Source organism: Pseudomonas vanderleydeniana (assembly GCF_014268755.2).
Classification (GTDB): domain Bacteria; phylum Pseudomonadota; class Gammaproteobacteria; order Pseudomonadales; family Pseudomonadaceae; genus Aquipseudomonas; species Aquipseudomonas vanderleydeniana.
On sequence record NZ_CP077093.1, the window covers coordinates 209,950 to 235,315 of the forward strand.

Consider the following 25,366-nt stretch of genomic DNA (forward strand, 5'->3'; position numbering starts at 1 on the left):
AACCTCGGAAACGCTTGTGGATAATTCAGCTCTTCTTGATCTTCACCGGCCGTTTCCAGCCGTCGATATTGCGCTGGCGCGCACGGGCCACTCCCAGTTGGCCTGCCTCGACGTTCTGGTTGATGGTCGAACCCGCCGCCGTGGTCGCGCCATTGGAGATATCCACAGGGGCAACCAGGGAGTTGTTGGTCCCGATGAACACATCGTCACCCAGCACGGTCTTGTGCTTGTTGGCACCATCGTAGTTGCAGGTGATGGTACCGGCACCGATGTTGGTCCGCTCCCCGATCTCGGCATCGCCCAGGTAGGCCAGGTGGCCGGCCTTGGTGTCGTTGCCCAGCACGGCGTTCTTCAGCTCGACAAAGTTACCCACATGGGCACGCTCGCCCAGCACACTGCCCGGCCGCAGGCGGGCGAATGGCCCGGCATCGCTGCCCTCGCCCATGATCGCGCCGTCGAGGTGGGTGTTGGCCTTGAGGACCACGCCCTTGCGCAGGGTGCTGTCCTTGATCACGCAGTTCGGGCCGATCACCACGTCGTCTTCGATCACCACGTTCCCCTCAAGGATCACGTTGATATCGATCAGCACGTCACGCCCCACGGTGACCTCGCCACGCACGTCGAAGCGAGCCGGATCACGCAGGGTCACGCCCTGGGCCATCAGGCGCAGGGCCGCACGCTTCTGGTAGTGGCGCTCGAGCTCGGCCAGTTGCCGGCGGTCGTTGGCGCCCTGCACTTCCATCGCATCGTGGGGTTGTTCGGTTTCCACCACCAGGCCGTCGGCGACCGCCATGGCGATCACGTCGGTCAGGTAGTACTCGCCCTGGGCGTTGTTGTTCGACAGGCGGCTCATCCAGTCACCCAGGCGCTGGGCCGGCAGTGCGAGGATGCCGGTGTTGCCTTCGGTGATGGCGCGTTGTGCTTCGTTGGCGTCCTTCTGCTCGACGATCGCACAGGCCTTGCCCTCGGCGTTACGCACGATACGGCCATAGCCGGTCGGATCGGCCAGCTCGACGGTCAGCAGGGCCACCTGCTCAGGGGTGGCGTGCTGCAGCAGGCGCTGCAGGGTTTCCACTTCGATCAGCGGCACGTCACCGTAGAGCACCAGCACGGTGTCGGCGGTGATGAAGGGAACAGCCTGGGCCACGGCATGACCGGTGCCCAGTTGCTTGTCCTGCAGGACGAAATTCAGGTCGTCGGCTGCCAGTCGTTCACGCACCTGGTCCGCACCGTGGCCGATCACCACGTGAATGCGCTGTGGATTCAATTGGCGGGCGCTGTGGATAACATGTCCAAGCATCGAATTGCCGGCGACCGGATGAAGTACCTTCGGCAACGCCGAACGCATGCGGGTGCCTTGGCCTGCAGCAAGGATAACGATTTCGAGAGACATGACTGGCTACCAATCCTGGGTGGTCAGCGGGTGTGACCAGGTGATGAATATCGGAAAAGAAAAAAGGGTAGCCGAGGCTACCCTTTTTAATCAATCGCGCAACAAGCGGTGGCTTAGCCGCCGAACTTCTTGCGGATCTGCTGGACGGTACGCAGCTGAGCTGCGGCCTCGGCCAGACGTGCAGCAGCGGAACCGTAGTCGAAGTCCGCGCCTTTTTCATTCAGGGCCTTCTCGGCAGCCTTGACGGCTTCCTGAGCGGAGGCTTCGTCCAGGTCGGCAGCACGTTGCACGGTGTCGGCAAGAACCTTGACCATGTTCGGCTGAACCTCGAGGAAACCACCGGAGATGTAGAACACCTCGGCTTCCCCGCCCTGCTTGATCAAGCGGATCGGACCCGGCTTGAGATTGGTGATTAGCGGTGCGTGGCCCAGGGCAATACCCAGGTCACCCAGTGCACCGTGTGCAATCACCATCTCGACCAGTCCGGAGAAAATTTCCCCTTCCGCACTGACGATATCGCAATGGACTGTCATAGCCATCTGATTGCCTCAACCTAAATTAGCGCCCGTTGCCGGGCGCCGGGATTACAGTTTCTTGGCTTTCTCGATCGCTTCTTCGATGCCGCCAACCATGTAGAACGCTTGTTCTGGCAGGTGGTCGTAGTCACCGTTGAGGATGCCTTTGAAGCCAGCAATGGTGTCTTTCAGGGAAACGTATTTACCCGATGCACCGGTGAAGACTTCAGCCACGAAGAACGGCTGCGACAGGAAACGCTGGATCTTACGAGCGCGGGATACCAACTGCTTGTCGGATTCCGACAGCTCGTCCATACCCAGGATCGCGATGATGTCCTTCAGTTCCTTGTAGCGCTGCAGCACGTACTGAACGCCGCGAGCGGTTTCGTAGTGCTCGTTGCCAATCACGTTCGGGTCCAGCTGGCGCGAAGTCGAGTCCAGTGGGTCTACCGCTGGGTAGATACCCAGGGAAGCGATGTCACGGGACAGTACGACGGTGGCGTCCAAGTGGGCGAAGGTGGTCGCTGGCGACGGGTCGGTCAGGTCGTCCGCAGGTACGTATACGGCCTGGATCGAGGTGATCGAACCTTGCTTGGTCGAAGTGATGCGCTCTTGCAGCACGCCCATCTCTTCAGCCAGGGTCGGCTGGTAACCTACTGCCGAAGGCATACGGCCCAGCAGTGCGGATACTTCGGTACCGGCCAGGGTGTAACGGTAGATGTTGTCGACGAACAGCAGAACGTCGTTACCTTCGTCACGGAACTTCTCGGCCATGGTCAGGCCGGTCAGGGCTACGCGCAGGCGGTTCCCTGGTGGCTCGTTCATCTGGCCATAGACCAGTGCCACTTTGTCCAGAACGTTGGAGTCCTTCATCTCGTGGTAGAAGTCGTTACCCTCACGAGTACGCTCACCCACACCGGCGAACACGGAGTAACCGCTGTGCTCGATGGCGATGTTACGGATCAGTTCCATCATGTTTACGGTCTTGCCGACACCGGCACCACCGAACAGACCAACCTTACCACCCTTGGCGAACGGGCAAACCAGGTCGATCACCTTGATGCCGGTTTCCAGCAGCTCGTTGCCACCAGCCTGTTCTGCGAAGGAAGGAGCGGCGCGGTGGATACCCCAGCGCTCTTCTTCGCCGATCGGACCAGCTTCGTCGATCGGGTTGCCCAGCACGTCCATGATCCGGCCCAGGGTCGCTTTACCGACCGGTACGGAGATGGCTGCGCCAGTGTTGTTCACGTCCAGGCCACGCTTGAGGCCTTCGGTGGAACCCATCGCAATGGTACGTACCACGCCGTCGCCCAGCTGCTGCTGAACTTCCAGGGTGGTTTCGGCGCCTTGAACCTTCAAGGCGTCGTAGATGCTCGGTACGCTGTCGCGTGGAAATTCCACGTCGATGACGGCGCCGATGATTTGAACGATACGTCCGCTACTCATAGCTGGATCCTCTGAATATTTGAACCGTTAAACCGCGGCAGCGCCGCCGACGATTTCCGAGATCTCTTGGGTGATCGCAGCCTGACGCGCCTTGTTGTAGATCAGCTGCAAGTCGCTGATCAGATCACCGGCGTTGTCGGTAGCGTTCTTCATCGCGATCATCCGCGCCGCTTGTTCAGCAGCGTTGTTCTCGACCACCGCCTGGTACACCTGCGACTCCACGTAGCGCACCATCAGGCCGTCAAGCAGCTCTTTGGCGTCCGGTTCGTACAGATAGTCCCAGTGATGCTTGAGATCCTGATCCGGGGTTGCCACCAGTGGAATCAACTGCTCCACGGTAGGCTGCTGGGTCATGGTGTTGATGAACTTGTTGGATACCACGGACAGGCGGTCGATACGGCCGTCCAGGTAGGCATCCAGCATCACCTTCACGCTGCCGATCAGGTCATTGATCGACGGCTCTTCACCCAGGTGGCTGATAGCTGCAACGACGTTACCGCCGAAGTTGCGGAAAAAGGCCGCACCCTTGCTACCCACGACACACAGATCGATCTCGACGCCTTTTTCGCGGTTTACCGCCATGTCCTTGACCAGGGCCTTGAACAGGTTGGTGTTCAAGCCGCCGCACAGACCACGGTCACTGCTCACCACGACGTAACCGACGCGCTTGATGTCGCGGTCGATCATGAACGGGTGGCGGTATTCCGGGTTGGCGTTGGCCAGATGCCCAATTACCTGGCGGATACGCTCCGCATAAGGACGGCTAGCAGCCATGCGCATTTGTGCCTTGCGCATTTTGCTGACCGCCACTTTTTCCATGGCGCTGGTAATTTTTTGCGTGCTTTTGATGCTCGCAATCTTACTGCGAATCTCTTTTGCGCCTGCCATGTAACACCTATCAGGTTAGCAAGCGGGAGCCTTGCGGCTCCCGCTGCGGCTTACCAGGTTTGGGTGGCCTTGAACTTCTCGATACCAGCCTTCAGGCCAGCGTCGATTTCGTCATTGAAGTCACCCTTCACGTTGATCTTGGCCATCAAATCGGCGTGATCGCGGTTGAAGTAAGCAATCAGCGCTTGCTCGAAGCTGCCGATCTTGGCGATTTCAACGTCGGTCAGGAACCCACGCTCAGCGGCATACAGCGACAGCGACATGTCGGCGATCGACATTGGCGCGTATTGCTTCTGCTTCATCAGCTCGGTAACGCGCTGACCATGCTCAAGTTGCTTACGGGTCGCTTCGTCCAGGTCAGAAGCGAACTGGGCGAATGCCGCCAGTTCACGGTACTGGGCCAGGGCGGTACGGATACCACCGGACAGCTTCTTGATGATCTTGGTCTGAGCGGCACCACCTACACGGGATACCGAAACACCGGCGTTCACTGCAGGGCGGATGCCCGAGTTGAACATGGCCGATTCCAGGAAGATCTGACCGTCGGTGATGGAGATCACGTTGGTCGGAACGAACGCGGAAACGTCGCCAGCCTGGGTTTCGATGATCGGCAGAGCGGTCAGGGAGCCGGTTTTGCCGGTCACTGCGCCGTTGGTGAACTTCTCGACGTACTCTTCCGAAACGCGGGATGCGCGCTCCAGCAGACGGGAGTGGAGATAGAACACGTCACCTGGGTACGCTTCACGTCCTGGTGGACGACGCAGCAGCAGGGAGATCTGGCGGTAGGCCACAGCCTGCTTGGACAGATCGTCATAAACGATCAGGGCGTCTTCACCGCGGTCGCGGAAGTATTCGCCCATGGTGCAACCGGAGTACGGAGCCAGGAACTGCAGGGCAGCCGATTCGGAAGCGCTGGCGGCAACGATGATGGTGTTGGCCAGTGCGCCGTTTTCTTCCAGCTTGCGAACCACGTTGGCGATGGTCGATTGCTTCTGACCAACGGCGACGTATACGCAGAAGATACCGCTGTTCTTCTGGTTGATGATGGCGTCGATCGCCATGGCGGTCTTGCCGATCTGACGGTCACCGATGATCAGCTCACGCTGGCCACGGCCTACCGGGATCATGGCATCGACTGCCTTGTAGCCAGTCTGTACAGGCTGGTCTACCGACTTACGCCAGATCACGCCTGGAGCAACTTTCTCGACCGCGTCGGTCTCGGTGTTGTTCAGCGGACCTTTGCCGTCGACAGGGTTGCCCAGTGCGTCGACAACGCGACCCAGCAGTTCCTTACCAACCGGAACTTCCAGGATGCGGCCAGTGCACTTGGCGCTCATGCCTTCAGCCAGAGTCGTGTACGCGCCCAGTACCACGGCACCCACGGAGTCTTGCTCCAGGTTGAGGGCCATGCCGTAGACGCCGCCCGGGAACTCGATCATTTCGCCGTACATAGCGTCGGCCAGACCGTGAATCCGCACGATACCGTCAGACACGCTGACGACGGTGCCTTCGTTACGGGCTTGGGAGGTCACATCGAGCTTTTCGATGCGGCCCTTGATAATTTCACTTATTTCGGAAGGATTGAGTTGCTGCATTGCTCTGCTGCCCCTTCAAACTCAAGATTTCAATGCTTCGGCCAGTTTCGCGAGTTTGCCGCGAACTGAGCCATCGATAACCAGGTCGCCGGCGCGAATGACAACACCCCCGATGAGGGATGCATCTTCCGCAACTTGCAGGCGCACTTCCCGGTCGAGTCGTGCACTGAGAACCTTGGCGAGTTTGTCTTGCTGTTCTTGGTTCAATGCAAAAGCACTGGTGACTTCCACGTCTACCGACTTCTCCCGCTCGGCCTTGTACAGGTCGAACAGGGCGGAGATCTCCGGCAGAAGCTGGAGACGGTCGTTTTCGGCAACGACGTGGATGAAATTCTGTGCCTTGGCATCGAACTTGTCGCCGCACACGTCGATAAACGCGGCGGCCTTGTTTGCGCTCGTCAGTCGCGGGGCCTTGAGCACGCGCTGCATGGTGTCGTCTTGCGACACCGCTGCTGCCAGGCCGAGCATGGCTGACCAATTGGCCAGTTGCTGGTGGGCCTGAGCGTGCTCGAAGGCCGCCTTAGCGTAAGGTCGGGCCAACGTGGTCAGTTCTGCCATGATCGCCCTCGCTTAAATTTCAGCAGCCAGTTTGTTAACCAGCTCCGCGTGCGCGTTTTGATCGATTGTGGCGCCCAGGATCTTCTCGGCACCACCGACGGCCAGGCTACCCAGTTGGGCGCGCAGCGCGTCTTTGACGCTGTTCAGTTCCTGCTCGATCTCGGCCTGAGCCGAAGCCTTCACGCGCTCAGCTTCGACGCGGGCTTTTTCAACAGCCTCTTCGACGATCTGATTGCTACGTTTCTTGGCTTGCTCAATGATCTCGGCTGCCTGTGCTTTCGCTTCGCGCAGTTGGTTGCCCGCTTTCTCTTGGGCCAACTCCAGGTCGCGAGCTGCACGGGTGGCAGCGTCCAATCCATCCGCGATCTTCTTCTGACGTTCGTGCAGCGCCGTGATGACCGGAGGCCACACGAACTTCATGCAAAACAGTACAAAAATGAAGAACGCAACGGACTGGCCAATCAGGGTTGCATTAATGTTCACGCCAACACCTCGCTCGTTCGTTGTCCATCAATCAACTCGAAAATTCGAGTGATTAGCCAGCGAGTTGACCAACGAAGGGGTTCGCGAAGGTGAAGAACAGAGCGATACCAACGCCGATCATGGTAACGGCGTCGAGCAGACCGGCCACGATGAACATTTTAACTTGCAGCATTGGAACCATTTCTGGCTGGCGAGCAGCGCCTTCCAGGAACTTGCCGCCCAGCAGGCCGAAACCAATTGCGGTACCCAGTGCGCCCAGGCCGATCAACAGTGCAACAGCGATAGCGGTTAGACCAACTACAGTTTCCATCTTTCCTCCCGACTTTTACGTCGTATGGTTTAGGTTTTTTTAATTTAAAGCGGTAAAACAAATCGTTTCAGCGGGCCTGGCCGCGGTTTCCCGCTTGAGGCCCTCTCCCGTTTGACCGGGAGAGACATCAGACTGGCCGAGACCGGTCTTAATGGTTTTCTTCGTGCGCCATCGACAGGTAGACGATGGTCAGCATCATGAAGATGAACGCCTGCAGGGTGATGATCAGGATGTGGAACACCGCCCACGCCCATTGCAGGACAACGCCCAGGCCGCTCAGCCAGAGCAGGCCGGTGCCGAACATCACGGCGATCAGGATGAACACCAGCTCACCGGCGTACATGTTGCCGAACAGACGCAGTGCCAGGGAAATCGGCTTGGCGATCAGGGTCACGAATTCCAGCAGGAAGTTGACCGGGATCAGCAGCGCCTGGACCAGGATGTTCTTGCTACCGAACGGGTGCAGGGTCAGTTCGCCGATGAAGCCGCCGATGCCCTTGACCTTGATGCTGTAGAAAATGATCAGTGCGAATACCGAGAAAGCCATGGCCAGCGTGGCGTTCGGGTCGGTGGTCGATACGGCGCGGAACGGAATCTCGTGGTTGCCGGAGATCAGCGCAGCCAGTTGCGGGATCCAGTCCACCGGTACCAGGTCGATGGCGTTCATCAGGAACACCCAGACGAAAATGGTCAGGGCCAGCGGTGCGATGACCGGGCTGCGACCATGGAAGCTGTCCTTGACGCTACCGTCGACGAATTCGACCAGTACTTCAACGAAGTTCTGCAGGGCGCCCGGCTGACCGGAGGTCGCCTTTTTCGCCGCCATGCGGAACAGCAGGATGAAGATCAGGCCCAGGGCCACGGACCAGCCCAGGGTATCCACGTGGAATGCCCAGAAGCCCATGGCCTTGGCTTCTGCTGCGGAATGGGCAAAGCCCCAACCGCCGCCGTTAGGTAGCTGACCGAAGGTCAGGTTCTGCAAGTGGTGCTGGATATAGCCCGAAGCGGATTCTGCTGACATGTTTGCCTCAAACGCCCTAAGGTCTCAAAAGTCTTGTTTTCATTAGCAGGGGTGCGAACCAGCTGACCGATTGAGTCAGCACGAAGACGCCGAATACCGCGATCGGCGCCAGTGGCTTCACACCTGCAAACGTCAGTGCGAACAGCACTGCCGTCAAAATCAACTTGCCCGCCTCGCCGGCATAAAAAGACCGAACGATGGACTGGGCTGCTCGGGCGCCGGAAAACCGAAAGGCCCTGTGAGCAAAATACGCATTGGGGAGCAATGCTATCAGGCCTCCGCAGAGTCCCGAGTATCCGGCAACGACACCCCGCCATTGCCAAAGCGCCGCTGCAGCTACCAGCAATACGACCAATTGAGCCAATAAAACCGGAAATACCGCCAAGCGATGGAACGGCAACCTGTTTGGCCTGCGGTTTTCCATCACTTGCGCTCCTCAAGGGTCGGCCGCCACAAATCAATAACTTGGCATAAATTGTGCCGACAAAATGCGCGCAGAGTATAGGGGCGGTTCAGCCCCTATTCAACTGCCGGGTAGTCTTTTCCGACTGCGCGCTACATGAGGAAATGTTTCAGCGGATATGTGCGAGGACACCTTGCAACTCGTCGAGCGAGTTGTAGCGGATCACCAACTGACCCTTCCCCTTCTGTCCATGACGAATCTGCACCGCAGAGCCTAGACGCTCGGCCAGCCGCTGTTCGAGGCGGCTGATGTCCGGGTCGGCCTTGGGTGGCTCGACCGGGGCCGGCTTGCCGCTCAGCCACTGGCGAACCAGGGCCTCGGTCTGACGTACGGTGAGGCCGCGTGCGACAACGTGTCGCGCCCCTTCGACCTGCCGATCATCCGGCAATCCGAGCAGGGCACGGGCATGACCCATTTCCAGGTCGCCGTGGGACAACATGGTCTTGATCACTTCCGGCAGCGCGATCAGGCGCAGCAGGTTGGCCACGGTCACGCGGGACTTACCCACAGCCTCGGCGACCTGTTGCTGGGTCAGCTGGAACTCCTGCTGCAGGCGCTGCAGGGCCAGGGCTTCCTCGATCGGGTTGAGATCTTCGCGCTGGATGTTCTCGATCAGGGCCATGGCGATGGCGGTTTCGTCCGGCACATCGCGGACCATGGCCGGAATGGTTTCCTGCCCGGCCTGCTGGCTGGCGCGCCAGCGACGCTCACCGGCAATGATCTCATAGCGGCCGCTGCCGATCGGGCGCACCACGATCGGCTGCATGACGCCCTGGGCCTTGATCGAATTCGCCAGTTCTTCCAGTGCCTGGGGATCCATGTCGCGGCGCGGCTGGTACTTGCCGCGCTGGATCAGGTCCAGTGGCAATTGTTGCAGTTCGCGCTGGTCGGCCAGTACGGCCTGTTCTTCCAGCGCGCTGACGGTCGGACCGCTCAGCAGAGCGTCCAGTCCGCGTCCGAGTCCTCGTTTCTTGACGGCCATGGGGACTCCTTAGGTTGCCGGTGCGGCGACGCGTGAATTTTTGCGCTGCCGACGAACCATCTCGCCAGCCAGGGCCAGGTAGGCCACGGCGCCACGGGATTGCTTGTCGTACGCCAGCGCCGGCATGCCGTAGCTCGGGGCTTCGGCCAGGCGGACGTTGCGGGGAATCACGGTGTCGTACAGTTGGTCACCGAAATGTTCCTTGAGCTGTGCGGAAACGTCGTTCATCAAACTCAGACGTGGGTCGTACATGGTCCGCAGCAGACCTTCGATTTTCAGCTCGGGGTTGAGCAGCTCGCCAATGCGCTTGATGTTATCCACAAGGTCGCTCAGACCTTCGAGCGCGTAGTACTCGCACTGCATGGGGATAACTACGCCATCGGCGGCAACCAGGGCATTGAGGGTCAGCATCGACAGCGACGGCGGGCAGTCGATCAGGATGAAGTCGTAGTTCTCGCGGATCGGCGCCAGGGCGCTGCGCAGACGGCTTTCCTTCATCTGCATTTCCAGCAGCACCACTTCGGCCGCGGTCAGGTCGCGGTTGGCCGGCAGCAGTTGATAACCACCGTGCTCGGAGAAGTGCATGGCCTGCGCCAGATCGCATTCGCCGATCAGCACATCGTAGATGGAGTTTTCCAGGCCGTGTTTATCCACACCGCTACCCATGGTGGCGTTGCCCTGTGGATCGAGGTCGATCAACAGCACCCGGCGCTTGGTCGCCACCAGGGATGCTGCGAGGTTGATGCAGGTGGTGGTCTTGCCCACGCCACCCTTTTGGTTCGCTATCGCGAATACCTTAGCCATTCTTGCTTGTGTTCCCAATCATGCCGTGCGGCGCAGTATCAGCAGATGACGTTGGCCTTGGCAACCGGGTACGGCCAAGGCGTGTTCGCTATCGAGGTGGAAGTCTGCCGGCAATGCTACCAGCTCATCCGCGGGATGGACGCCCTTCATTGCCAGCCAGCGTGTGTCGCGGTCACCCAGGCGACGGGTCCAGTTGGTGAAGTTTTCCATGCTGCTGAACGCCCGGGAAATGATACCGGTGAACGGTTGTGCAGGTTGGAAGGCTTCGACGCGACTGTGGATAACTTGCAGGTTATCCAGTTTGAGTTCGAGTTTGACCTGGGTCAGGAAGCGGGTCTTCTTGCCATTGCTGTCCAGGCAGGTCACCTGCGAGCCGGGGAACAGGATCGCCAGCGGAATGCCGGGCATGCCGCCACCGCTGCCGACATCGAGCCAGCGCCCGTCCTCGATGAAGGACATCACGCTCAGACTGTCGAGCAGGTGCCGCGAGACCATTTCGTCCGGGTCGCGCACGGCGGTCAGGTTGTAGGCCTTGTTCCACTTGATTAACAGGGACAGGTAACCCAGCAGCTGTTCGTGCTGGGTCGCGGTCAGCTCGACGCCAAGCTGGCGAGCCCCTGTGGATAATTCTTCGGCATGTTGCGTGGTGACCAACGAACTCAAGCGCTTTGCTCCAACTGACGGCCGGCGCCGCGTTTTTTCAGGTGAATCATCAACAGGGAAATCGCCGCCGGCGTCACCCCGGGAATACGTGAAGCCTGGCCCAGGGTCTCAGGACGGGTCGCGCCGAGCTTGCTCTGGATTTCCTTCGACAGGCCGGAAATGGTCGAGTAATCGATATCCACAGGCAGGCGGGTGTCTTCGCTGGCCCGCAGGCGAGCGATCTCGTCCTGCTGGCGATCGATGTAGCCGGCGTACTTGGTCTTGATCTCGACCTGTTCGGCGACCTGTGGATCTTCCGCGCCCTGCCCGGTCACTTCGACCAGACCAGCGTAGTCGATTTCCGGACGGCTCAGCAGGTTCAGCAGGTTGTATTCATGAGCCAGCGGCGTACCGAATTTCTCGGCAATGGCGTTGCCCTGCTCGGTACCCGGACGAACCCAGGTGCTCTTCAGGCGCTGTTCTTCCAGCTCGATGCCTTCGCGTTTCTTGCAGAACGCCGCCCAGCGCACGTCATCCACAAGACCGAGCTCGCGACCTTTCTCGGTCAGGCGCAGGTCGGCGTTGTCTTCACGCAGGATCAGGCGGTACTCGGCACGCGAGGTGAACATCCGGTACGGCTCCTGGGTACCGAGGGTGATCAGGTCGTCGACCAGTACCCCGATGTACGCCTCGTCGCGACGCGGGCACCAGCTGTCCTTGCCCTTGGCGCGCAGTGCGGCGTTGGCCCCGGCCAGCAGGCCCTGGGCACCGGCTTCTTCGTAACCGGTGGTGCCGTTGATCTGGCCGGCGAAGAACAGGCCGCCGATCACCTTGGTTTCCAGGCTGTACTTGAGGTCACGTGGATCGAAGTAGTCGTATTCGATGGCGTAGCCCGGGCGAACGATGTGGGCATTTTCCATGCCGCGGATCGACTGGACGATCTGCAACTGCACGTCGAACGGCAGGGATGTGGATATCCCGTTCGGGTACAGCTCGTTGGTGGTCAGGCCTTCCGGCTCGATGAACACCTGGTGGCTCGCCTTGTCGGCGAAACGATGGATCTTGTCCTCGATCGACGGGCAGTAGCGTGGGCCGATGCCCTCGATTTCTCCGGCAGCGGAATACATCGGCGAACGGTCGAGGTTCGCCGCGATGATTTCGTGGGTGCGGGCATTGGTGTGGGTAATCCAGCAACTGACTTGCTGTGGATGCTGTTCCTTGTTGCCCATGAACGACATGACCGGGATCGGCGTATCGCCCGGTTGTTCGGTCATTACCGAGAAATCCACAGACCGCGCGTCGATACGCGGCGGCGTACCGGTTTTCAGACGGCCGACACGCAGCGGCAGTTCACGCAGGCGATGAGCCAGGGCAATCGACGGCGGATCGCCGGCGCGGCCACCGGAATAGTTCTGCAAACCGATGTGGATAAGTCCGCCGAGGAAGGTGCCGGTGGTCAATACCACGGAGTCGGCGAAGAAACGCAGGCCCATCTGGGTCACGACACCGCGGACCTGGTCCTGCTCGACTATAAGGTCATCGGCAGCCTGCTGAAATATCCACAGGTTCGGTTGGTTCTCCAGGATTTCACGGATAGCGGCCTTGTACAGCACACGATCGGCCTGTGCACGAGTAGCACGTACAGCAGGGCCTTTACGGCTGTTGAGGACACGGAACTGGATGCCGCCCTTATCCGTGGCGATCGCCATCGCGCCGCCGAGGGCATCGATTTCCTTGACCAGATGGCTTTTACCGATGCCACCAATGGCCGGGTTGCAGCTCATGGCACCGAGGGTTTCCACGTTATGCGTCAGCAACAGGGTTTTTGCCCCCATGCGTGCTGATGCTAGTGCTGCCTCGGTACCGGCATGACCGCCGCCGATGACGATCACTTCAAAACGGGAAGGGAAATCCACCACGCACCTCGTGCCTGCTTCCAGGTAGGTAAATAAGAGAAATTTGGACTGAATGACCAAGTATAGGGAATTCGCCCTTCCTAAAGAACCCTTTGCACAAAATTTAACCAGTTGTGGATAAGCATGAGCAATAGAAATCAAAAAGAAGGAAATGTATTAAAACCTTGTTTTTATGTTTATTCTTAGGGCACCCCCTATCTGTGGATAAGGGGCTGTAGGCCATATTTATCAAGCTGTACAGAGATTCATAACTCTGTGATCATGTGCTCATGAGGGGTTTGGATAACCGGTGTAAGCCTGTGGATTAAAGTGGTCGTTATCCACAGACGGGTTAATCCTCAGTTTTCAGGCCCGGTTATCAACTGAGCTGAGGCACGGTTATTCACAGGGCTTAATCCACACAAAATCGCCCGGGAGGCGACGATCGGACAGGGGAAAACCTCCCGTGGCCGGGATCGATCGAAGGAAAGGTGGTGTGTCAGCGCAAGAAATGGCTGATAACGGGGTCAGGCAGGGATAGCGCGCAGGTGGCGGTGCGAGTACCCGTCACCGGGTGCAGGAAGGACAGCGAAGCCGGGTGGAACCTACCGTCCCGGCTCACCGCGAGGCAGAAGCCTATCGCGAATTGTGGATAACCATGCTGTTGCATGGCTGTCATTTCCCGATACAAAAACTCGAGAAAATTCTCCCCAACAGGTCGTCGGAGCTGAATGCGCCGGTGATTTCGCCCAGGAACTGCTGCGCCTGGCGCAAATCCTCGGCCAACAGTTCACCCGCTCCCGCCAGGGTCAGTTGGGCATGACCGTGTTCCAGCGCCGAACTGGCGAAACGCAAGGCTTCCAGGTGTCGGCGCCGGGCGCTGAAGCTGCTCTCGGCAGTCTGTTCATAACCCATGCAGGCCTTGAGATGGTCACGCAGCAGTTCCAGGCCCTCGCCTGCCGCCTTGGCGCTGAGGCTGATCGTGACGTGGCCATCCTCACTGACTTCCAGGGCAATCCTCTCGCCACTCAGGTCGGCCTTGTTGCGGATCAGGGTGACCTTGGCCGGATCCGGCCGCTGTTCGAGAAACTCCGGCCACAGGGCGAAAGGATCCACCGCTTCGGGAGCCGTGGCATCAACCACCAGCAATACACGGTCTGCTTCACCAATGGCCTTGAGTGCACGTTCCACCCCGATCTTTTCCACATGGTCGTCGGTATCGCGCAAGCCAGCGGTGTCGACCACGTGCAGCGGCATGCCATCGATGTGGATATGTTCACGGAGGATATCCCGAGTGGTCCCGGCTATCTCGGTGACGATCGCAGCTTCGCGCCCGGCCAGGGCATTGAGCAGGCTCGACTTGCCGGCATTCGGCCGGCCGGCGATGACCACGGTCATGCCGTCACGCAGCAACGCGCCCTGCCCGGCTTCGCGAATCACTGTGGACAACTCCTCGCGCACCGCATCGAGCATCGCCAGGACATGGCCATCGGCGAGAAAGTCGATTTCCTCCTCGGGGAAGTCGATGGCCGCCTCGACGTAGATACGCAGGCTGATCAACTGTTCGGTGAGGTTATGCACACGCTGGGAAAACGCCCCCTGCAGCGAACGCATGGCATTGCGTGCAGCCTGGGCGGAACTGGCCTCGATCAGGTCGGCGATCGCTTCGGCCTGGGCCAGGTCGAGCTTGTCGTTGAGGAACGCGCGTTCGCTGAATTCACCCGGTCGCGCCAACCGGCAACCCAGTTGCAGGCAGCGCTGCAGCAGCATGTCGAGTACGATCGGGCCGCCGTGGCCCTGCAGTTCCAGGACATCTTCGCCGGTGAATGAATTCGGCCCGGGGAAGTACAGCGCCAGCCCTTCGTCGAGCACCTCGCCGGCTTCACCGTGGAACGGGCCGTAGTGGGCAAACCGTGGCTTCAGCTCGCGACCGCTGATGGCCAGTGCCGCAGCCTGCGCCAGCGGCCCGGAAATACGGACGATACCGACACCGCCACGACCCTGTGCGGTGGCAACGGCGGCGATGGTTTCCCGAGGGACGTTCATGGAGGCGGGCCTCAAGCAAAAAGTGGCAGATAGCAAAACGCCCCACTAGGGGGCGTCTTGAGTGGTTATCCACAGCGTATGTCAGGCAGCGGCTTTTTTGGTAGCGGCTTCGATACGGCTGGTGATGTACCACTGTTGGGCGATGGACAGGCAGTTGTTCACAACCCAGTACAGCACCAGACCTGCAGGGAACCACAGGAAGAAGAAGGTGAAGATGATCGGCATCAGCTTCATCACCTTGGCCTGCATCGGATCCGGCGGAGTCGGGTTCAGACGCTGCTGGATGAACATGGTGGCGCCCATGATGATCGGCAGGATGAAGAACGGATCCTTGATCGACAGGTCGGTAATCCACAGGATGAACGGAGTCTGGCGCATTTCAACGCTTTCCAGCAGCACCCAGTACAGCGAAAGGAAAACCGGCATCTGCACCAGGATCGGCAGGCAGCCGCCCAGTGGATTGATCTTCTCCTTCTTGTACAGCTCCATCATGGCCTGCGACATCTTCTGCCGATCGTCGCCGAACTGTTCCTTGAGCTGCGCCAGTCGTGGAGCAACGGCACGCATGCGGGCCATCGACTTGTAGCTGGCAGCCGACAGTGGGAAGAACAGGCCCTTGATCAGCATGGTCAGCACGATGATCGAGAAGCCCCAGTTACCCAGCAGGCTGTGGATATGTTGCAGCAGCCAGAAGATCGGCTGGGCGATGAACCACAGGATGCCGTAGTCGACGGTCAGTTCCAGGCCTGGGGACAACTGCTTCAGCACGGACTGGATCTTCGGACCGGCGTACAGAACGGCACTGACTTCGGCTTTCTGGCCTGGCGCAACGTTCAGCGAAGGGCCGGTGTAACCGATGATGTAGTTGCCCTGGCTGTCCTTGCGGGTGGTCACGACATTGCTGTCGCCCTTGGCAGGAACCCACGCGGTCACGAAATAGTGCTGCAGCCAGGCGACCCAGCCACCTTGCACGGTTTCTTTCAGCTGGCCCTTGTCGATATCTTTCATCGACACTTTCTTGTACGGCTCGGAACTTGTCCACAGCGCGGCGCCCAGGTAGGTCGCGGTGCCGGTGGCAGTACTCGAGGACGGATCGGAGCTGGCGTCACGCTTGAGCTGGGCGAACATCGCACCCGACCATGGCTGGGCACTTTCGTTGTCGATCAGATAGGAAACGGTTACGTCGTACAGGCCGCGCTTCAAGGTGAAACGCTTGATGTAGTTGACGCCGTTCGCGCTGAACTTCAGGTCGACGACCAGTTGGTCCTGGCCGTCGGCCAGTTGATAACTTTTCTGCTCGGAAGCATACAGGGGACGACCTGCGGCATTCGAGTCCGGACCGTTGGTACCGATCAGGCCGCTTTGTGCCAGGTAGGTACGCTCGCCACCGTTGTCGAACAGCTGGAACGGAACGTCCGGATGATCCTGGCGACGTGGATATTTCGGCAACTTGAGCTGCGCGACATCACCACCTTTCGGATCGATGGCCAGTTCCAGGACATCCGTCTTGATCTGGATGAGGTCCTTGCTGACAGCCAGCGGCGCTTCGGCAGGAGCGCTGGTGTCATTGGTGGCTCGTGGAATGTCATCACTGGCGGCATTGCTGCCGGTTGCGGAGTCCGGCAGACCGGAAACGGTGGTGCTGGCAACATTCTGAGTCGGCAGGGCAGCCTGGCCATAGTCCTGGTTCCATTTCAGAACCATGACGTAGGACACGATTGCCAGGGCGACGATCAGGATCGTGCGTTTGATATCCATGATTACTCGGCCATCGAAGAAGAACGGGAGGTAGGAATAGGTGGAACCGGGTCATAACCACCGGCATTCCACGGATGACAGCGACCTAAACGACGAAAGGTCAGCCAGCCACCGCGCAGGAGTCCATGAGTTTCGATGGCTTCGTACGCGTAGCAGGAACAACTGGGGTAGAAACGACAGTGACTGGCCATCAGGGGACTAATGGCATAGCGGTAAAACTGGATCGGAACGAGTGCCAGTTTACGCATCTGGACTGTCTACCCCTGCAGAACCGGTCTTGACTGCGGCAGCTGGTGCATTACGAACCAGGCGTTTCCACAGCTTACCGAAATGCTGAATCAATTCGGGGTTTTCTACGTCCCCCAAACCTTTGCGCGCGACGATAACTATATCCCAGCCTGCCAGTAAATCCTGGTGCAGACGGAACGATTCGCGCATCAGACGTTTGAGGCGATTGCGCTCAACGGAGAGCTTGACGCTCTTTTTACCGATAACCAGCCCCAGGCGGGGATGATCGAGGTCGTTGTTGCGCGCAAGGAGCAGGAGGTTTTTCCCCGGAACCTTGCCGGTAGGGGAGTCAAAGACCGCCTTGAAATGTCGTGGAGTAAGCAGACGCTTTTCCCGACTGAAGTCCTGACTCACCACCAAAGCCGGATTATCAAACCGACAGACGGGCACGACCTTTGGCGCGGCGGCGCGACAGGACGGCACGACCGTTCTTGGTTGCCATGCGAGCACGGAAACCGTGGGTGCGGGCGCGTTTGATAGTGCTGGGTTGGAAAGTACGTTTCATGGCGTTGCTACCTGGTTCGTCACAACGGGCCGGAATGGCCCCCGTTTTAAGAGACCGGCGATTCTAGAGAAAGCAAGCCCGCAGGTCAATTTCCAACCAGCTTTTCCTTCCTATAGGTATTTCGTGTCTCCAGGCTTGATCAACACGGGCTTCAGACATAGAAATAAAGAAGCGAATTATTTAAAGCTTTTCTGTAAAGCTTATAAAAGCTTAGCCCGCAGGTATCTGTGGATAAGTAGCTTGAGGCCAGGAAACGCCTACTGTACAGAGAATGACAACACGGTGGGGAAACGGTGCCTTGCCTGTGCTGCGCCCGCGAATAAGTTGTGGGTGGAAAAGGCTGTTATCCACAGGCGGATTACCCACAGCCTTTCGATCCCACTTGTACAACGACCTCAAGGGCGGTTATCCACAGGGCTTATTCACATACCACTGGTCGCCTTGTTCACAGATAAGATGTTGATTCCCCGGGTGCTCCCTGCAATCGACGTGTGGATAAGTGCTCGGCCTGCCGGTACAATGGCCGCTTGTTTTTGCCTCACCGGCTTTCAACTTAGGGGATATCCGTGTCAGTGGAACTTTGGCAGCAGTGCGTGGAGCTTCTGCGTGATGAGCTGCCTGCCCAGCAATTCAACACCTGGATCCGTCCACTACAGGTCGAAGCCGAAGGCGACGAGTTGCGTGTCTATGCACCGAACCGTTTTGTGCTCGACTGGGTGAATGAAAAGTACCTGGGACGTTTGCTCGAACTGTTGAACGAGCATGGCAATGGCATGGCGCCTGCCCTTTCCTTATTAATAGGCAGCAAGCGCAGTTCCGCTCCGCGTGCCGCACCGAACGCTCCCCTGGCCGCTGCGCAAGCCCAGGCGGCCAGTGCCGCTGCAGCCGCAGCTACGGCGCCAGCCGCTCCAGTGGTGACGCCTCCTGCTCCGGCTGCAGTGCAGAAGGAAGCGGCCGAGGCCAGCGAAGAACCGTCCCGCGAGAGCTTCGATCCGATGGCGGGTGCCGCTTCGCAGCAGGCGCCGACGCGTTCCGAACAACGCACCGTCCAGGTCGAGGGTGCGCTCAAGCACACCAGCTACCTGAACCGCACCTTCACCTTCGAGAATTTCGTCGAGGGTAAGTCCAACCAGCTGGCCCGCGCCGCGGCCTGGCAGGTGGCGGACAATCCCAAGCACGGCTACAACCCGTTGTTCCTGTATGGGGGCGTCGGCCTGGGTAAGACCCACTTGATGCACGCTGTGGGTAACCACCTGTTGAAGAAGAATCCGAATGCCAAGGTGGTCTACCTGCATTCGGAGCGTTTCGTCGCCGACATGGTCAAGGCGCTGCAACTGAACGCCATCAACGAATTCAAGCGCTTCTACCGTTCGGTGGACGCCCTGCTGATCGACGACATTCAGTTCTTCGCCCGCAAGGAGCGTTCCCAGGAAGAGTTTTTCCACACCTTCAACGCCCTGCTCGAAGGCGGCCAACAGGTGATTCTCACCAGTGACCGCTATCCGAAGGAAATCGAAGGCCTGGAAGAACGCCTGAAGTCGCGTTTCGGCTGGGGCCTGACCGTTGCGGTCGAGCCGCCCGAGCTGGAAACCCGCGTGGCGATCCTGATGAAGAAGGCCGACCAGGCCAAGGTCGAGCTGCCGCATGATGCGGCGTTCTTCATTGCCCAGCGCATCCGCTCCAACGTTCGTGAGCTGGAAGGTGCCCTGAAGCGGGTAATCGCCCACTCGCACTTCATGGGTCGTGAGATCACCATCGAGCTGATTCGCGAATCGCTGAAGGACCTGCTGGCCCTGCAGGACAAGCTGGTGTCTGTGGATAACATCCAGCGGACCGTGGCCGAGTACTACAAGATCAAGATCTCCGATCTGTTGTCCAAGCGCCGTTCGCGCTCGGTGGCTCGTCCGCGCCAGGTCGCGATGGCCCTGTCCAAGGAACTGACCAACCACAGCCTGCCGGAAATCGGCGATGTCTTTGGTGGACGCGACCACACCACGGTCTTGCATGCATGCCGCAAGATCAACGAACTAAAGGAATCCGACGCGGACATCCGCGAGGACTACAAGAACCTGCTGCGTACACTGACCACTTGAGAATTGCAGCGCAGCTTATTAAGGCAAGGGACTAGACCATGCATTTCACCATTCAACGCGAAGCCCTGTTGAAACCCCTGCAACTGGTCGCAGGCGTCGTCGAGCGCCGCCAGACCTTGCCGGTGCTCTCCAATGTGCTGCTGGTCGTCGAAGGCCAGCAACTGTCGCTGACCGGTACCGACCTTGAAGTCGAACTGGTCGGTCGCGTCCAGCTCGAAGAGCCTGCCGAGCCCGGTGAGATCACCGTACCGGCACGCAAGCTGATGGACATCTGCAAGAGCCTGCCGAACGACGCCCTGATCGACATCAAGGTCGACGAGCAGAAACTGGTGGTCAAGGCGGGTCGCAGCCGCTTCACCCTGTCGACCCTGCCAGCCAACGATTTCCCAACGGTCGAGGAAGGCCCGGGTTCGCTGACCTGCAGCCTGGAGCAGAGCAAGCTGCGCCGCCTGATCGAGCGCACCAGCTTCGCCATGGCCCAGCAGGACGTGCGCTACTACCTCAACGGCATGCTGCTGGAAGTGTCCGCTGGCGTGATCCGCGCCGTGGCCACCGACGGCCACCGCCTGGCAATGTGCTCCATGCAGGCCGACATCGGCCAGCCGGATCGTCACCAGGTGATCGTGCCACGTAAAGGTATCCTGGAACTGGCCCGCCTGCTGACTGAGCCGGAAGGCAATGTCGCCATTGTTCTGGGCCAGCACCACATCCGCGCCACCACCGGCGAGTTCACCTTTACCTCCAAGCTGGTCGACGGCAAGTTCCCGGACTACGAGCGTGTCCTGCCAAAAGGCGGCGACAAGCTGGTACTGGGCGATCGTCAGGCACTGCGCGAAGCCTTCAGCCGGACCGCGATCCTGTCCAACGAGAAGTACCGTGGTATTCGCCTGCAACTGGCTAGCGGCCAATTGAAGATCCAGGCCAACAACCCCGAGCAGGAAGAAGCGGAAGAAGAAGTGGGCGTTGACTACAACGGCGGCTCCCTGGAAATCGGCTTCAACGTCAGCTACCTGCTGGACGTACTGGGCGTGATGACCACCGAGCAGGTTCGCCTGATCCTGTCCGACTCCAACAGCAGTGCGCTGCTGCAGGAATCGGACAACGATGACTCGGCCTACGTCGTCATGCCGATGCGCCTGTGATCGTTTCCCGCCTTCCTATGTTCAGCACACGCTAGATGTCTCTCAGTCGTGTTTCGGTCACCGCGGTGCGCAACCTGCACCCGGTGACCTTCTCCCCCTCCCCGCGTATCAATATCCTCTACGGCGCCAATGGCAGTGGCAAGACCAGCGTGCTGGAAGCTATCCACCTGCTGGGGCTGGCCCGTTCGTTTCGCAGTACCCGCCTGCTGCCGGTGATCCAGTATGAGCAACTGGCCTGCACGGTGTTCGGCCAGGTCGAGCTGGCCGAAGGAGGAAACAGCGCGCTGGGGATATCCCGTGATCGCCAAGGGGAGTTCCAGATTCGCATCGACGGGCAGAACGCCAGGAGCGCCGCCCAGCTGGCGGAAATCCTGCCCCTGCAATTGATCAACCCCGACAGCTTCCGCCTGCTGGAAGGTGCGCCGAAGATTCGCCGACAGTTCCTCGACTGGGGTGTGTTCCACGTGGAACCCCGCTTCATGTCAACCTGGCAGCGCCTGCAGAAGGCCCTGCGGCAGCGGAACTCGTGGCTGCGGCATGGTACACTTGACGCCGCTTCGCAAGCGGCCTGGGACCGGGAACTGTGCCTGGCCAGTGCCGAAATCGATGAATACCGTCGCGCCTATATCAAAGCCTTGAAACCGGTCTTTGAGCAGACCTTGAGTGAACTGGTTGAACTCGAGGGGCTGACGCTGAGCTATTACCGTGGCTGGGACAAGGAAAAAGAACTGAGCGCCGTGCTCGCCTCCTCCCTGCAGCGGGACCAGCAGATGGGGCATACCCAGGCCGGACCACAGCGAGCTGACTTGCGCCTTCGATTGGGCGCCCACAACGCCGCAGACATTCTGTCGCGGGGTCAGCAGAAACTGGTGGTCTGCGCACTGCGCATTGCCCAAGGGCACCTGGTCAGCCAGGCCCGGCGTGGACAATGTATTTATCTGGTGGATGACCTGCCGTCGGAACTCGACGACCAGCATCGCCGCGCACTATGTCGTTTGCTTGAAGAATTACGCTGCCAGGTATTCATCACCTGTGTAGACCACGAATTACTGAGGGAAGGCTGGCAGACGGAAACGCCAGTTGCGCTGTTCCACGTGGAACAGGGCTGTATCACCCAGACCCACGACCATCGGGAGTGAAGGCATGAGCGAAGAAAATACGTACGACTCGAACAGCATCAAGGTGCTGAAAGGTTTGGATGCCGTACGCAAACGTCCCGGTATGTACATTGGCGACACCGACGATGGTAGCGGTCTGCACCACATGGTGTTCGAGGTGCTCGACAACTCCATCGACGAAGCACTGGCTGGCTACTGCGACGACATCTGCGTGACCATCCACCCGGACGAGTCGATTTCCGTTCGCGACAACGGTCGCGGCATTCCGGTCGATGTGCACAAGGAAGAAGGCGTTTCTGCGGCCGAGGTCATCATGACCGTGCTGCACGCTGGTGGTAAGTTCGACGATAACTCCTACAAGGTATCCGGCGGTCTGCACGGTGTCGGTGTGTCGGTAGTGAACGCCCTGTCCGAAGAGCTGGTACTGACTGTTCGCCGCAGTGGCAAAATTTGGGAACAGACCTACGTCCATGGCGTTCCCCAGGCACCGATGGCCATCGTTGGCGACAGCGAGACCACCGGTACCCAGATCCACTTCAAGGCTTCCGCCGAGACCTTCAAGAACATCCACTTCAGCTGGGATATCCTGGCCAAGCGGATTCGTGAACTGTCCTTCCTCAACTCCGGCGTCGGCATCCTGCTGCGCGACGAGCGCACCGGCAAGGAAGAGATGTTCAAGTACGAGGGCGGCCTGCGTGCCTTCGTTGAATACCTGAACACCAACAAGACCACGGTCAACCAGGTGTTCCACTTCAACGTCCAGCGTGAAGATGGCATCGGCGTGGAAATCGCCCTGCAGTGGAACGACAGCTTCAACGAAAACCTGTTGTGCTTTACCAACAACATTCCCCAGCGCGATGGCGGTACCCACCTGGTGGGCTTCCGTTCCGCACTGACCCGTAACCTGAACAACTACATCGAGCAGGAAGGCCTGGCGAAGAAGCACAAGGTCGCCACCACCGGTGACGATGCGCGTGAAGGCCTGACCGCGATCATTTCGGTCAAGGTGCCGGATCCCAAGTTCAGCTCGCAGACCAAGGACAAGCTGGTGTCGTCCGAGGTCAAGGGTGCGGTCGAGCAGGAAATGGGCAAGTACTTCTCCGACTTCCTGCTGGAGAACCCGAACGAAGCCAAGCTGGTCGTCGGCAAGATGATCGACGCTGCCCGTGCCCGTGAAGCGGCGCGCAAGGCGCGTGAGATGACCCGCCGCAAAGGCGCGCTGGATATCGCCGGCCTGCCGGGCAAACTGGCCGACTGCCAGGAAAAGGACCCTGCCCTTTCCGAACTGTACCTGGTCGAGGGTGACTCCGCGGGCGGTTCCGCCAAGCAGGGCCGCAACCGTCGTACCCAGGCGATCCTGCCGCTCAAGGGCAAGATCCTCAACGTCGAGAAGGCCCGTTTCGACAAGATGATCTCGTCCCAGGAAGTGGGCACGCTGATCACCGCCCTGGGCTGTGGCATCGGCCGCGAAGAGTACAACATCGAGAAGCTGCGTTATCACAACATCATCATCATGACCGATGCTGACGTCGACGGTTCGCACATCCGTACCCTGCTGCTGACCTTCTTCTTCCGTCAGTTGCCGGAGCTGATCGAGCGCGGCTACATCTACATCGCCCAGCCACCGCTGTACAAGGTGAAAAAAGGCAAGCAGGAGCAGTACATCAAGGACGACGACGCCATGGAAGAGTACATGACGCAGTCGGCTCTCGAAGATGCCAGCCTGCACCTGGGCGAAGACGCCCCAGGCGTTTCCGGCGAAGCGCTGGAGCGCCTGGTCAATGACTTCCGTATGGTGATGAAGACCCTCAAGCGCCTGTCGCGTATCTACCCGCAGGAGCTGACCGAGCACTTCCTCTACCTGCCGGCGGTGAGCCTGGAGCAACTGGGCAACCAGGCCGCCATGCAGGAGTGGCTGACCCAGTACGACGCCCGCCTGCGTTCGAGCGAGAAGTCCGGCCTGGTCTACAAGGCCAGCCTGCGTGAAGATCGTGAGCGTAACCTGTGGCTGCCGGAAGTCGAACTGATCTCCCATGGCTTGTCGAGCTACGTCACCTTCAACCGTGATTTCTTCGGCAGCAACGACTACAAGACCGTTGTCACCCTGGGTACGCAACTGGGCTCGTTGCTGGACGAAGGCGCCTACATCCAGCGTGGTGAACGCAAGAAAGCCGTGACCGAGTTCAAGGAAGCCCTGGACTGGCTGATGGGCGAAAGCACCAAGCGTCACACCATCCAGCGATACAAAGGTCTGGGTGAGATGAACCCGGATCAGCTGTGGGAAACCACCATGGACCCAACCGTGCGCCGGATGCTGAAAGTGACGATCGAAGACGCCATCGCCGCGGACCAGATCTTCAACACCCTGATGGGTGATGCGGTCGAACCACGTCGTGACTTCATCGAAAGCAACGCCCTGTCGGTGGCCAACCTGGACTTCTGATTCCAGGCGGTCCACTGCTCAGGAAAAGCCCGCGTAAGCGGGCTTTTTCTATTGTCTCAATCAGACAACAACATCCCCTGCTCCCTAGCACACAGCTCCAGTAGAAAATCCCACACCACCCGTAGCCGCACCGACTTGTGCAATTCGCGGCGGGTACTGATCCAGTAGCTGCGCTGGATCGTTTCCTGCGGCAGTACCCGCACCAGCTCCGGGTCGTCCTTGGCCATGTAGTTGGGCAGCACCGCGATGCCCAGGCCGGCGCGCGCGGCAATCTGCTGGGCGACCACGCTGGTGCTGCGCAGGGTCACGTTCGGTGAGCGGCAGAAGTCATCGAGGAACAGCAGCTCCTGGCTGAACAGCAGGTCATCGACATAGCCGATCCACTGGTGCTGCGAAAGATCGTCGCGGTTTTTCAGTCGCGGAGCCCGGGCCAGGTACGCCGGGCTGGCGTAGAGCGCCAGGCGGTAGTCGGTGAGCTTGCGGGTGATCAGCATGTCGGCGTGGGGGCGGTCGAGGTGGATGCTGATCTCGGCCTCGCGGTTGAGGATGCTGACGAAGCGCGGCACCGCCACCAGCTCCACTTCCAGCCCCGGATAGCGCTCGAACAGGGCGCCCAGGCGCGAGGTGAGAAACATGATGCCGATGCCTTCGGTGACCCCCAGGCGGATCTTGCCCAGCGGCGCGATGGCCTGGGTGATCTCCTCCTGGGCCAGCAGCGCGACGTTCTCCATGGCCTCGGCGTGCTTGAGCAGGGCCTGGCCGGCGGGCGTCAGCTCGTAGCCCTGGGCATGCTGGACGAACAGCGCGGTACCGAGGCTCTGCTCGATGGTCTCGATATGCCGGGCCACGGTGCTGTGGGTGGTGTTCAACCGCTTGGCCGCCGTCAGCAGGCGCCCGCTGCGTTGCAGCTCGAGAAAAAACCGCAGATCGTTCCAGTCGAACATGGGGCTTCCTTGTGCATCGTGGGTTTAACGGTCC

At 59.7% G+C, this 25,366-nt stretch carries 24 protein-coding genes; 4 read left to right on the forward strand and 20 right to left on the reverse strand.

The window, feature by feature from the left end:
* Positions 1-25: 25 nt before the first annotated feature.
* The 19 genes from glmU to rpmH form a co-directional block, all read right to left on the reverse strand.
* Positions 26-1,393, reverse strand: a complete 1,368-nt coding sequence (gene glmU, locus HU752_RS00960; protein ID WP_186686489.1) for a bifunctional UDP-N-acetylglucosamine diphosphorylase/glucosamine-1-phosphate N-acetyltransferase GlmU — start codon at positions 1,391-1,393, stop codon at positions 26-28.
* A 113-nt stretch (positions 1,394-1,506) separates the two neighbouring features.
* Positions 1,507-1,932 (reverse strand): F0F1 ATP synthase subunit epsilon, encoded by a 426-nt coding sequence (locus HU752_RS00965; protein WP_010447599.1) that lies wholly within the window; start codon positions 1,930-1,932, stop codon positions 1,507-1,509.
* Between the two features lie 45 nt (positions 1,933-1,977).
* Positions 1,978-3,354, reverse strand: coding sequence for a F0F1 ATP synthase subunit beta (gene atpD / locus HU752_RS00970; protein WP_017902416.1), 1,377 nt, complete (start codon positions 3,352-3,354; stop codon positions 1,978-1,980).
* Between the two features lie 27 nt (positions 3,355-3,381).
* Positions 3,382-4,242 (reverse strand): F0F1 ATP synthase subunit gamma, encoded by an 861-nt coding sequence (atpG, locus tag HU752_RS00975; protein WP_186686491.1) that lies wholly within the window; start codon positions 4,240-4,242, stop codon positions 3,382-3,384.
* 50 nt (positions 4,243-4,292) lie between these two features.
* Entirely contained in the window at positions 4,293-5,837 is a 1,545-nt protein-coding gene (atpA, locus tag HU752_RS00980) for a F0F1 ATP synthase subunit alpha (RefSeq protein ID WP_017902418.1), read from the reverse strand.
* 21 nt (positions 5,838-5,858) lie between these two features.
* The gene (locus HU752_RS00985; protein ID WP_017902419.1) at positions 5,859-6,395 is read right to left on the reverse strand and encodes a F0F1 ATP synthase subunit delta; all 537 of its coding nucleotides are present in this window, start codon (positions 6,393-6,395) and stop codon (positions 5,859-5,861) included.
* Positions 6,396-6,407: 12 nt separating this feature from the next.
* Positions 6,408-6,878, reverse strand: a complete 471-nt coding sequence (locus tag HU752_RS00990) for a F0F1 ATP synthase subunit B (RefSeq protein ID WP_186686494.1) — start codon at positions 6,876-6,878, stop codon at positions 6,408-6,410.
* A 52-nt stretch (positions 6,879-6,930) separates the two neighbouring features.
* A complete protein-coding gene (gene atpE / locus HU752_RS00995) occupies positions 6,931-7,188 on the reverse strand; it encodes a F0F1 ATP synthase subunit C (protein ID WP_002555987.1) in 258 nt (85 codons plus the stop codon).
* A 148-nt stretch (positions 7,189-7,336) separates the two neighbouring features.
* Entirely contained in the window at positions 7,337-8,209 is an 873-nt protein-coding gene (gene atpB, locus HU752_RS01000; RefSeq protein ID WP_186686497.1) for a F0F1 ATP synthase subunit A, read from the reverse strand.
* A 16-nt stretch (positions 8,210-8,225) separates the two neighbouring features.
* Positions 8,226-8,633 (reverse strand): F0F1 ATP synthase subunit I, encoded by a 408-nt coding sequence (locus tag HU752_RS01005; protein ID WP_186686500.1) that lies wholly within the window; start codon positions 8,631-8,633, stop codon positions 8,226-8,228.
* Between the two features lie 148 nt (positions 8,634-8,781).
* Complete coding sequence (locus HU752_RS01010; RefSeq protein ID WP_186686504.1) at positions 8,782-9,654, reverse strand: ParB/RepB/Spo0J family partition protein; 873 nt, start codon at positions 9,652-9,654, stop codon at positions 8,782-8,784.
* A gap of 9 nt (positions 9,655-9,663) precedes the next feature.
* Positions 9,664-10,458: a ParA family protein gene (locus tag HU752_RS01015; protein WP_017902425.1), complete on the reverse strand. Its 795-nt coding sequence runs from the start codon at positions 10,456-10,458 to the stop codon at positions 9,664-9,666.
* A gap of 18 nt (positions 10,459-10,476) precedes the next feature.
* A complete protein-coding gene (rsmG, locus tag HU752_RS01020; RefSeq protein ID WP_186686507.1) occupies positions 10,477-11,121 on the reverse strand; it encodes a 16S rRNA (guanine(527)-N(7))-methyltransferase RsmG in 645 nt (214 codons plus the stop codon).
* Positions 11,118-13,016 carry a tRNA uridine-5-carboxymethylaminomethyl(34) synthesis enzyme MnmG gene (mnmG, locus tag HU752_RS01025; protein WP_186686510.1) on the reverse strand — a complete coding sequence of 633 codons (1,899 nt, stop codon included), beginning with the start codon at positions 13,014-13,016 and terminating at the stop codon, positions 11,118-11,120. Before mnmG ends, rsmG begins: the two co-directional genes overlap by 4 nt.
* 654 nt (positions 13,017-13,670) lie before the next feature.
* Positions 13,671-15,041: a tRNA uridine-5-carboxymethylaminomethyl(34) synthesis GTPase MnmE gene (gene mnmE / locus HU752_RS01030; RefSeq protein ID WP_186686512.1), complete on the reverse strand. Its 1,371-nt coding sequence runs from the start codon at positions 15,039-15,041 to the stop codon at positions 13,671-13,673.
* An 81-nt stretch (positions 15,042-15,122) separates the two neighbouring features.
* Positions 15,123-16,799, reverse strand: a complete 1,677-nt coding sequence (gene yidC, locus HU752_RS01035) for a membrane protein insertase YidC (RefSeq protein WP_186686514.1) — start codon at positions 16,797-16,799, stop codon at positions 15,123-15,125.
* 2 nt (positions 16,800-16,801) lie between these two features.
* The gene (gene yidD, locus HU752_RS01040) at positions 16,802-17,047 is read right to left on the reverse strand and encodes a membrane protein insertion efficiency factor YidD (protein ID WP_039792602.1); all 246 of its coding nucleotides are present in this window, start codon (positions 17,045-17,047) and stop codon (positions 16,802-16,804) included.
* On the reverse strand, positions 17,040-17,441 hold the full coding sequence (gene rnpA, locus HU752_RS01045; RefSeq protein WP_217838500.1) for a ribonuclease P protein component: 402 nt from the start codon (positions 17,439-17,441) through the stop codon (positions 17,040-17,042). Before rnpA ends, yidD begins: the two co-directional genes overlap by 8 nt.
* A 16-nt stretch (positions 17,442-17,457) precedes the next feature.
* Entirely contained in the window at positions 17,458-17,592 is a 135-nt protein-coding gene (gene rpmH, locus HU752_RS01050) for a 50S ribosomal protein L34 (RefSeq protein WP_080635311.1), read from the reverse strand.
* A gap of 566 nt (positions 17,593-18,158) precedes the next feature.
* Here rpmH and dnaA point away from each other — a divergent pair.
* The 4 genes from dnaA to gyrB are packed head-to-tail and all read left to right on the forward strand — an operon-like array spanning position 18,159 to position 24,388.
* The gene (dnaA, locus tag HU752_RS01055; RefSeq protein ID WP_186686517.1) at positions 18,159-19,685 is read left to right on the forward strand and encodes a chromosomal replication initiator protein DnaA; all 1,527 of its coding nucleotides are present in this window, start codon (positions 18,159-18,161) and stop codon (positions 19,683-19,685) included.
* A 38-nt stretch (positions 19,686-19,723) separates the two neighbouring features.
* The gene (gene dnaN, locus HU752_RS01060; RefSeq protein WP_186686518.1) at positions 19,724-20,827 is read left to right on the forward strand and encodes a DNA polymerase III subunit beta; all 1,104 of its coding nucleotides are present in this window, start codon (positions 19,724-19,726) and stop codon (positions 20,825-20,827) included.
* A 35-nt stretch (positions 20,828-20,862) separates the two neighbouring features.
* Complete coding sequence (gene recF / locus HU752_RS01065; RefSeq protein WP_186686519.1) at positions 20,863-21,966, forward strand: DNA replication/repair protein RecF; 1,104 nt, start codon at positions 20,863-20,865, stop codon at positions 21,964-21,966.
* Between the two features lie 4 nt (positions 21,967-21,970).
* Positions 21,971-24,388, forward strand: coding sequence for a DNA topoisomerase (ATP-hydrolyzing) subunit B (gene gyrB, locus HU752_RS01070; protein WP_186686520.1), 2,418 nt, complete (start codon positions 21,971-21,973; stop codon positions 24,386-24,388).
* Positions 24,389-24,444: 56 nt separating this feature from the next.
* Here the strand turns inward: gyrB and HU752_RS01075 are convergent, their stop codons facing one another.
* Positions 24,445-25,332 carry a LysR family transcriptional regulator gene (locus HU752_RS01075; RefSeq protein WP_186686521.1) on the reverse strand — a complete coding sequence of 296 codons (888 nt, stop codon included), beginning with the start codon at positions 25,330-25,332 and terminating at the stop codon, positions 24,445-24,447.
* Positions 25,333-25,366 lie beyond the last annotated feature (34 nt).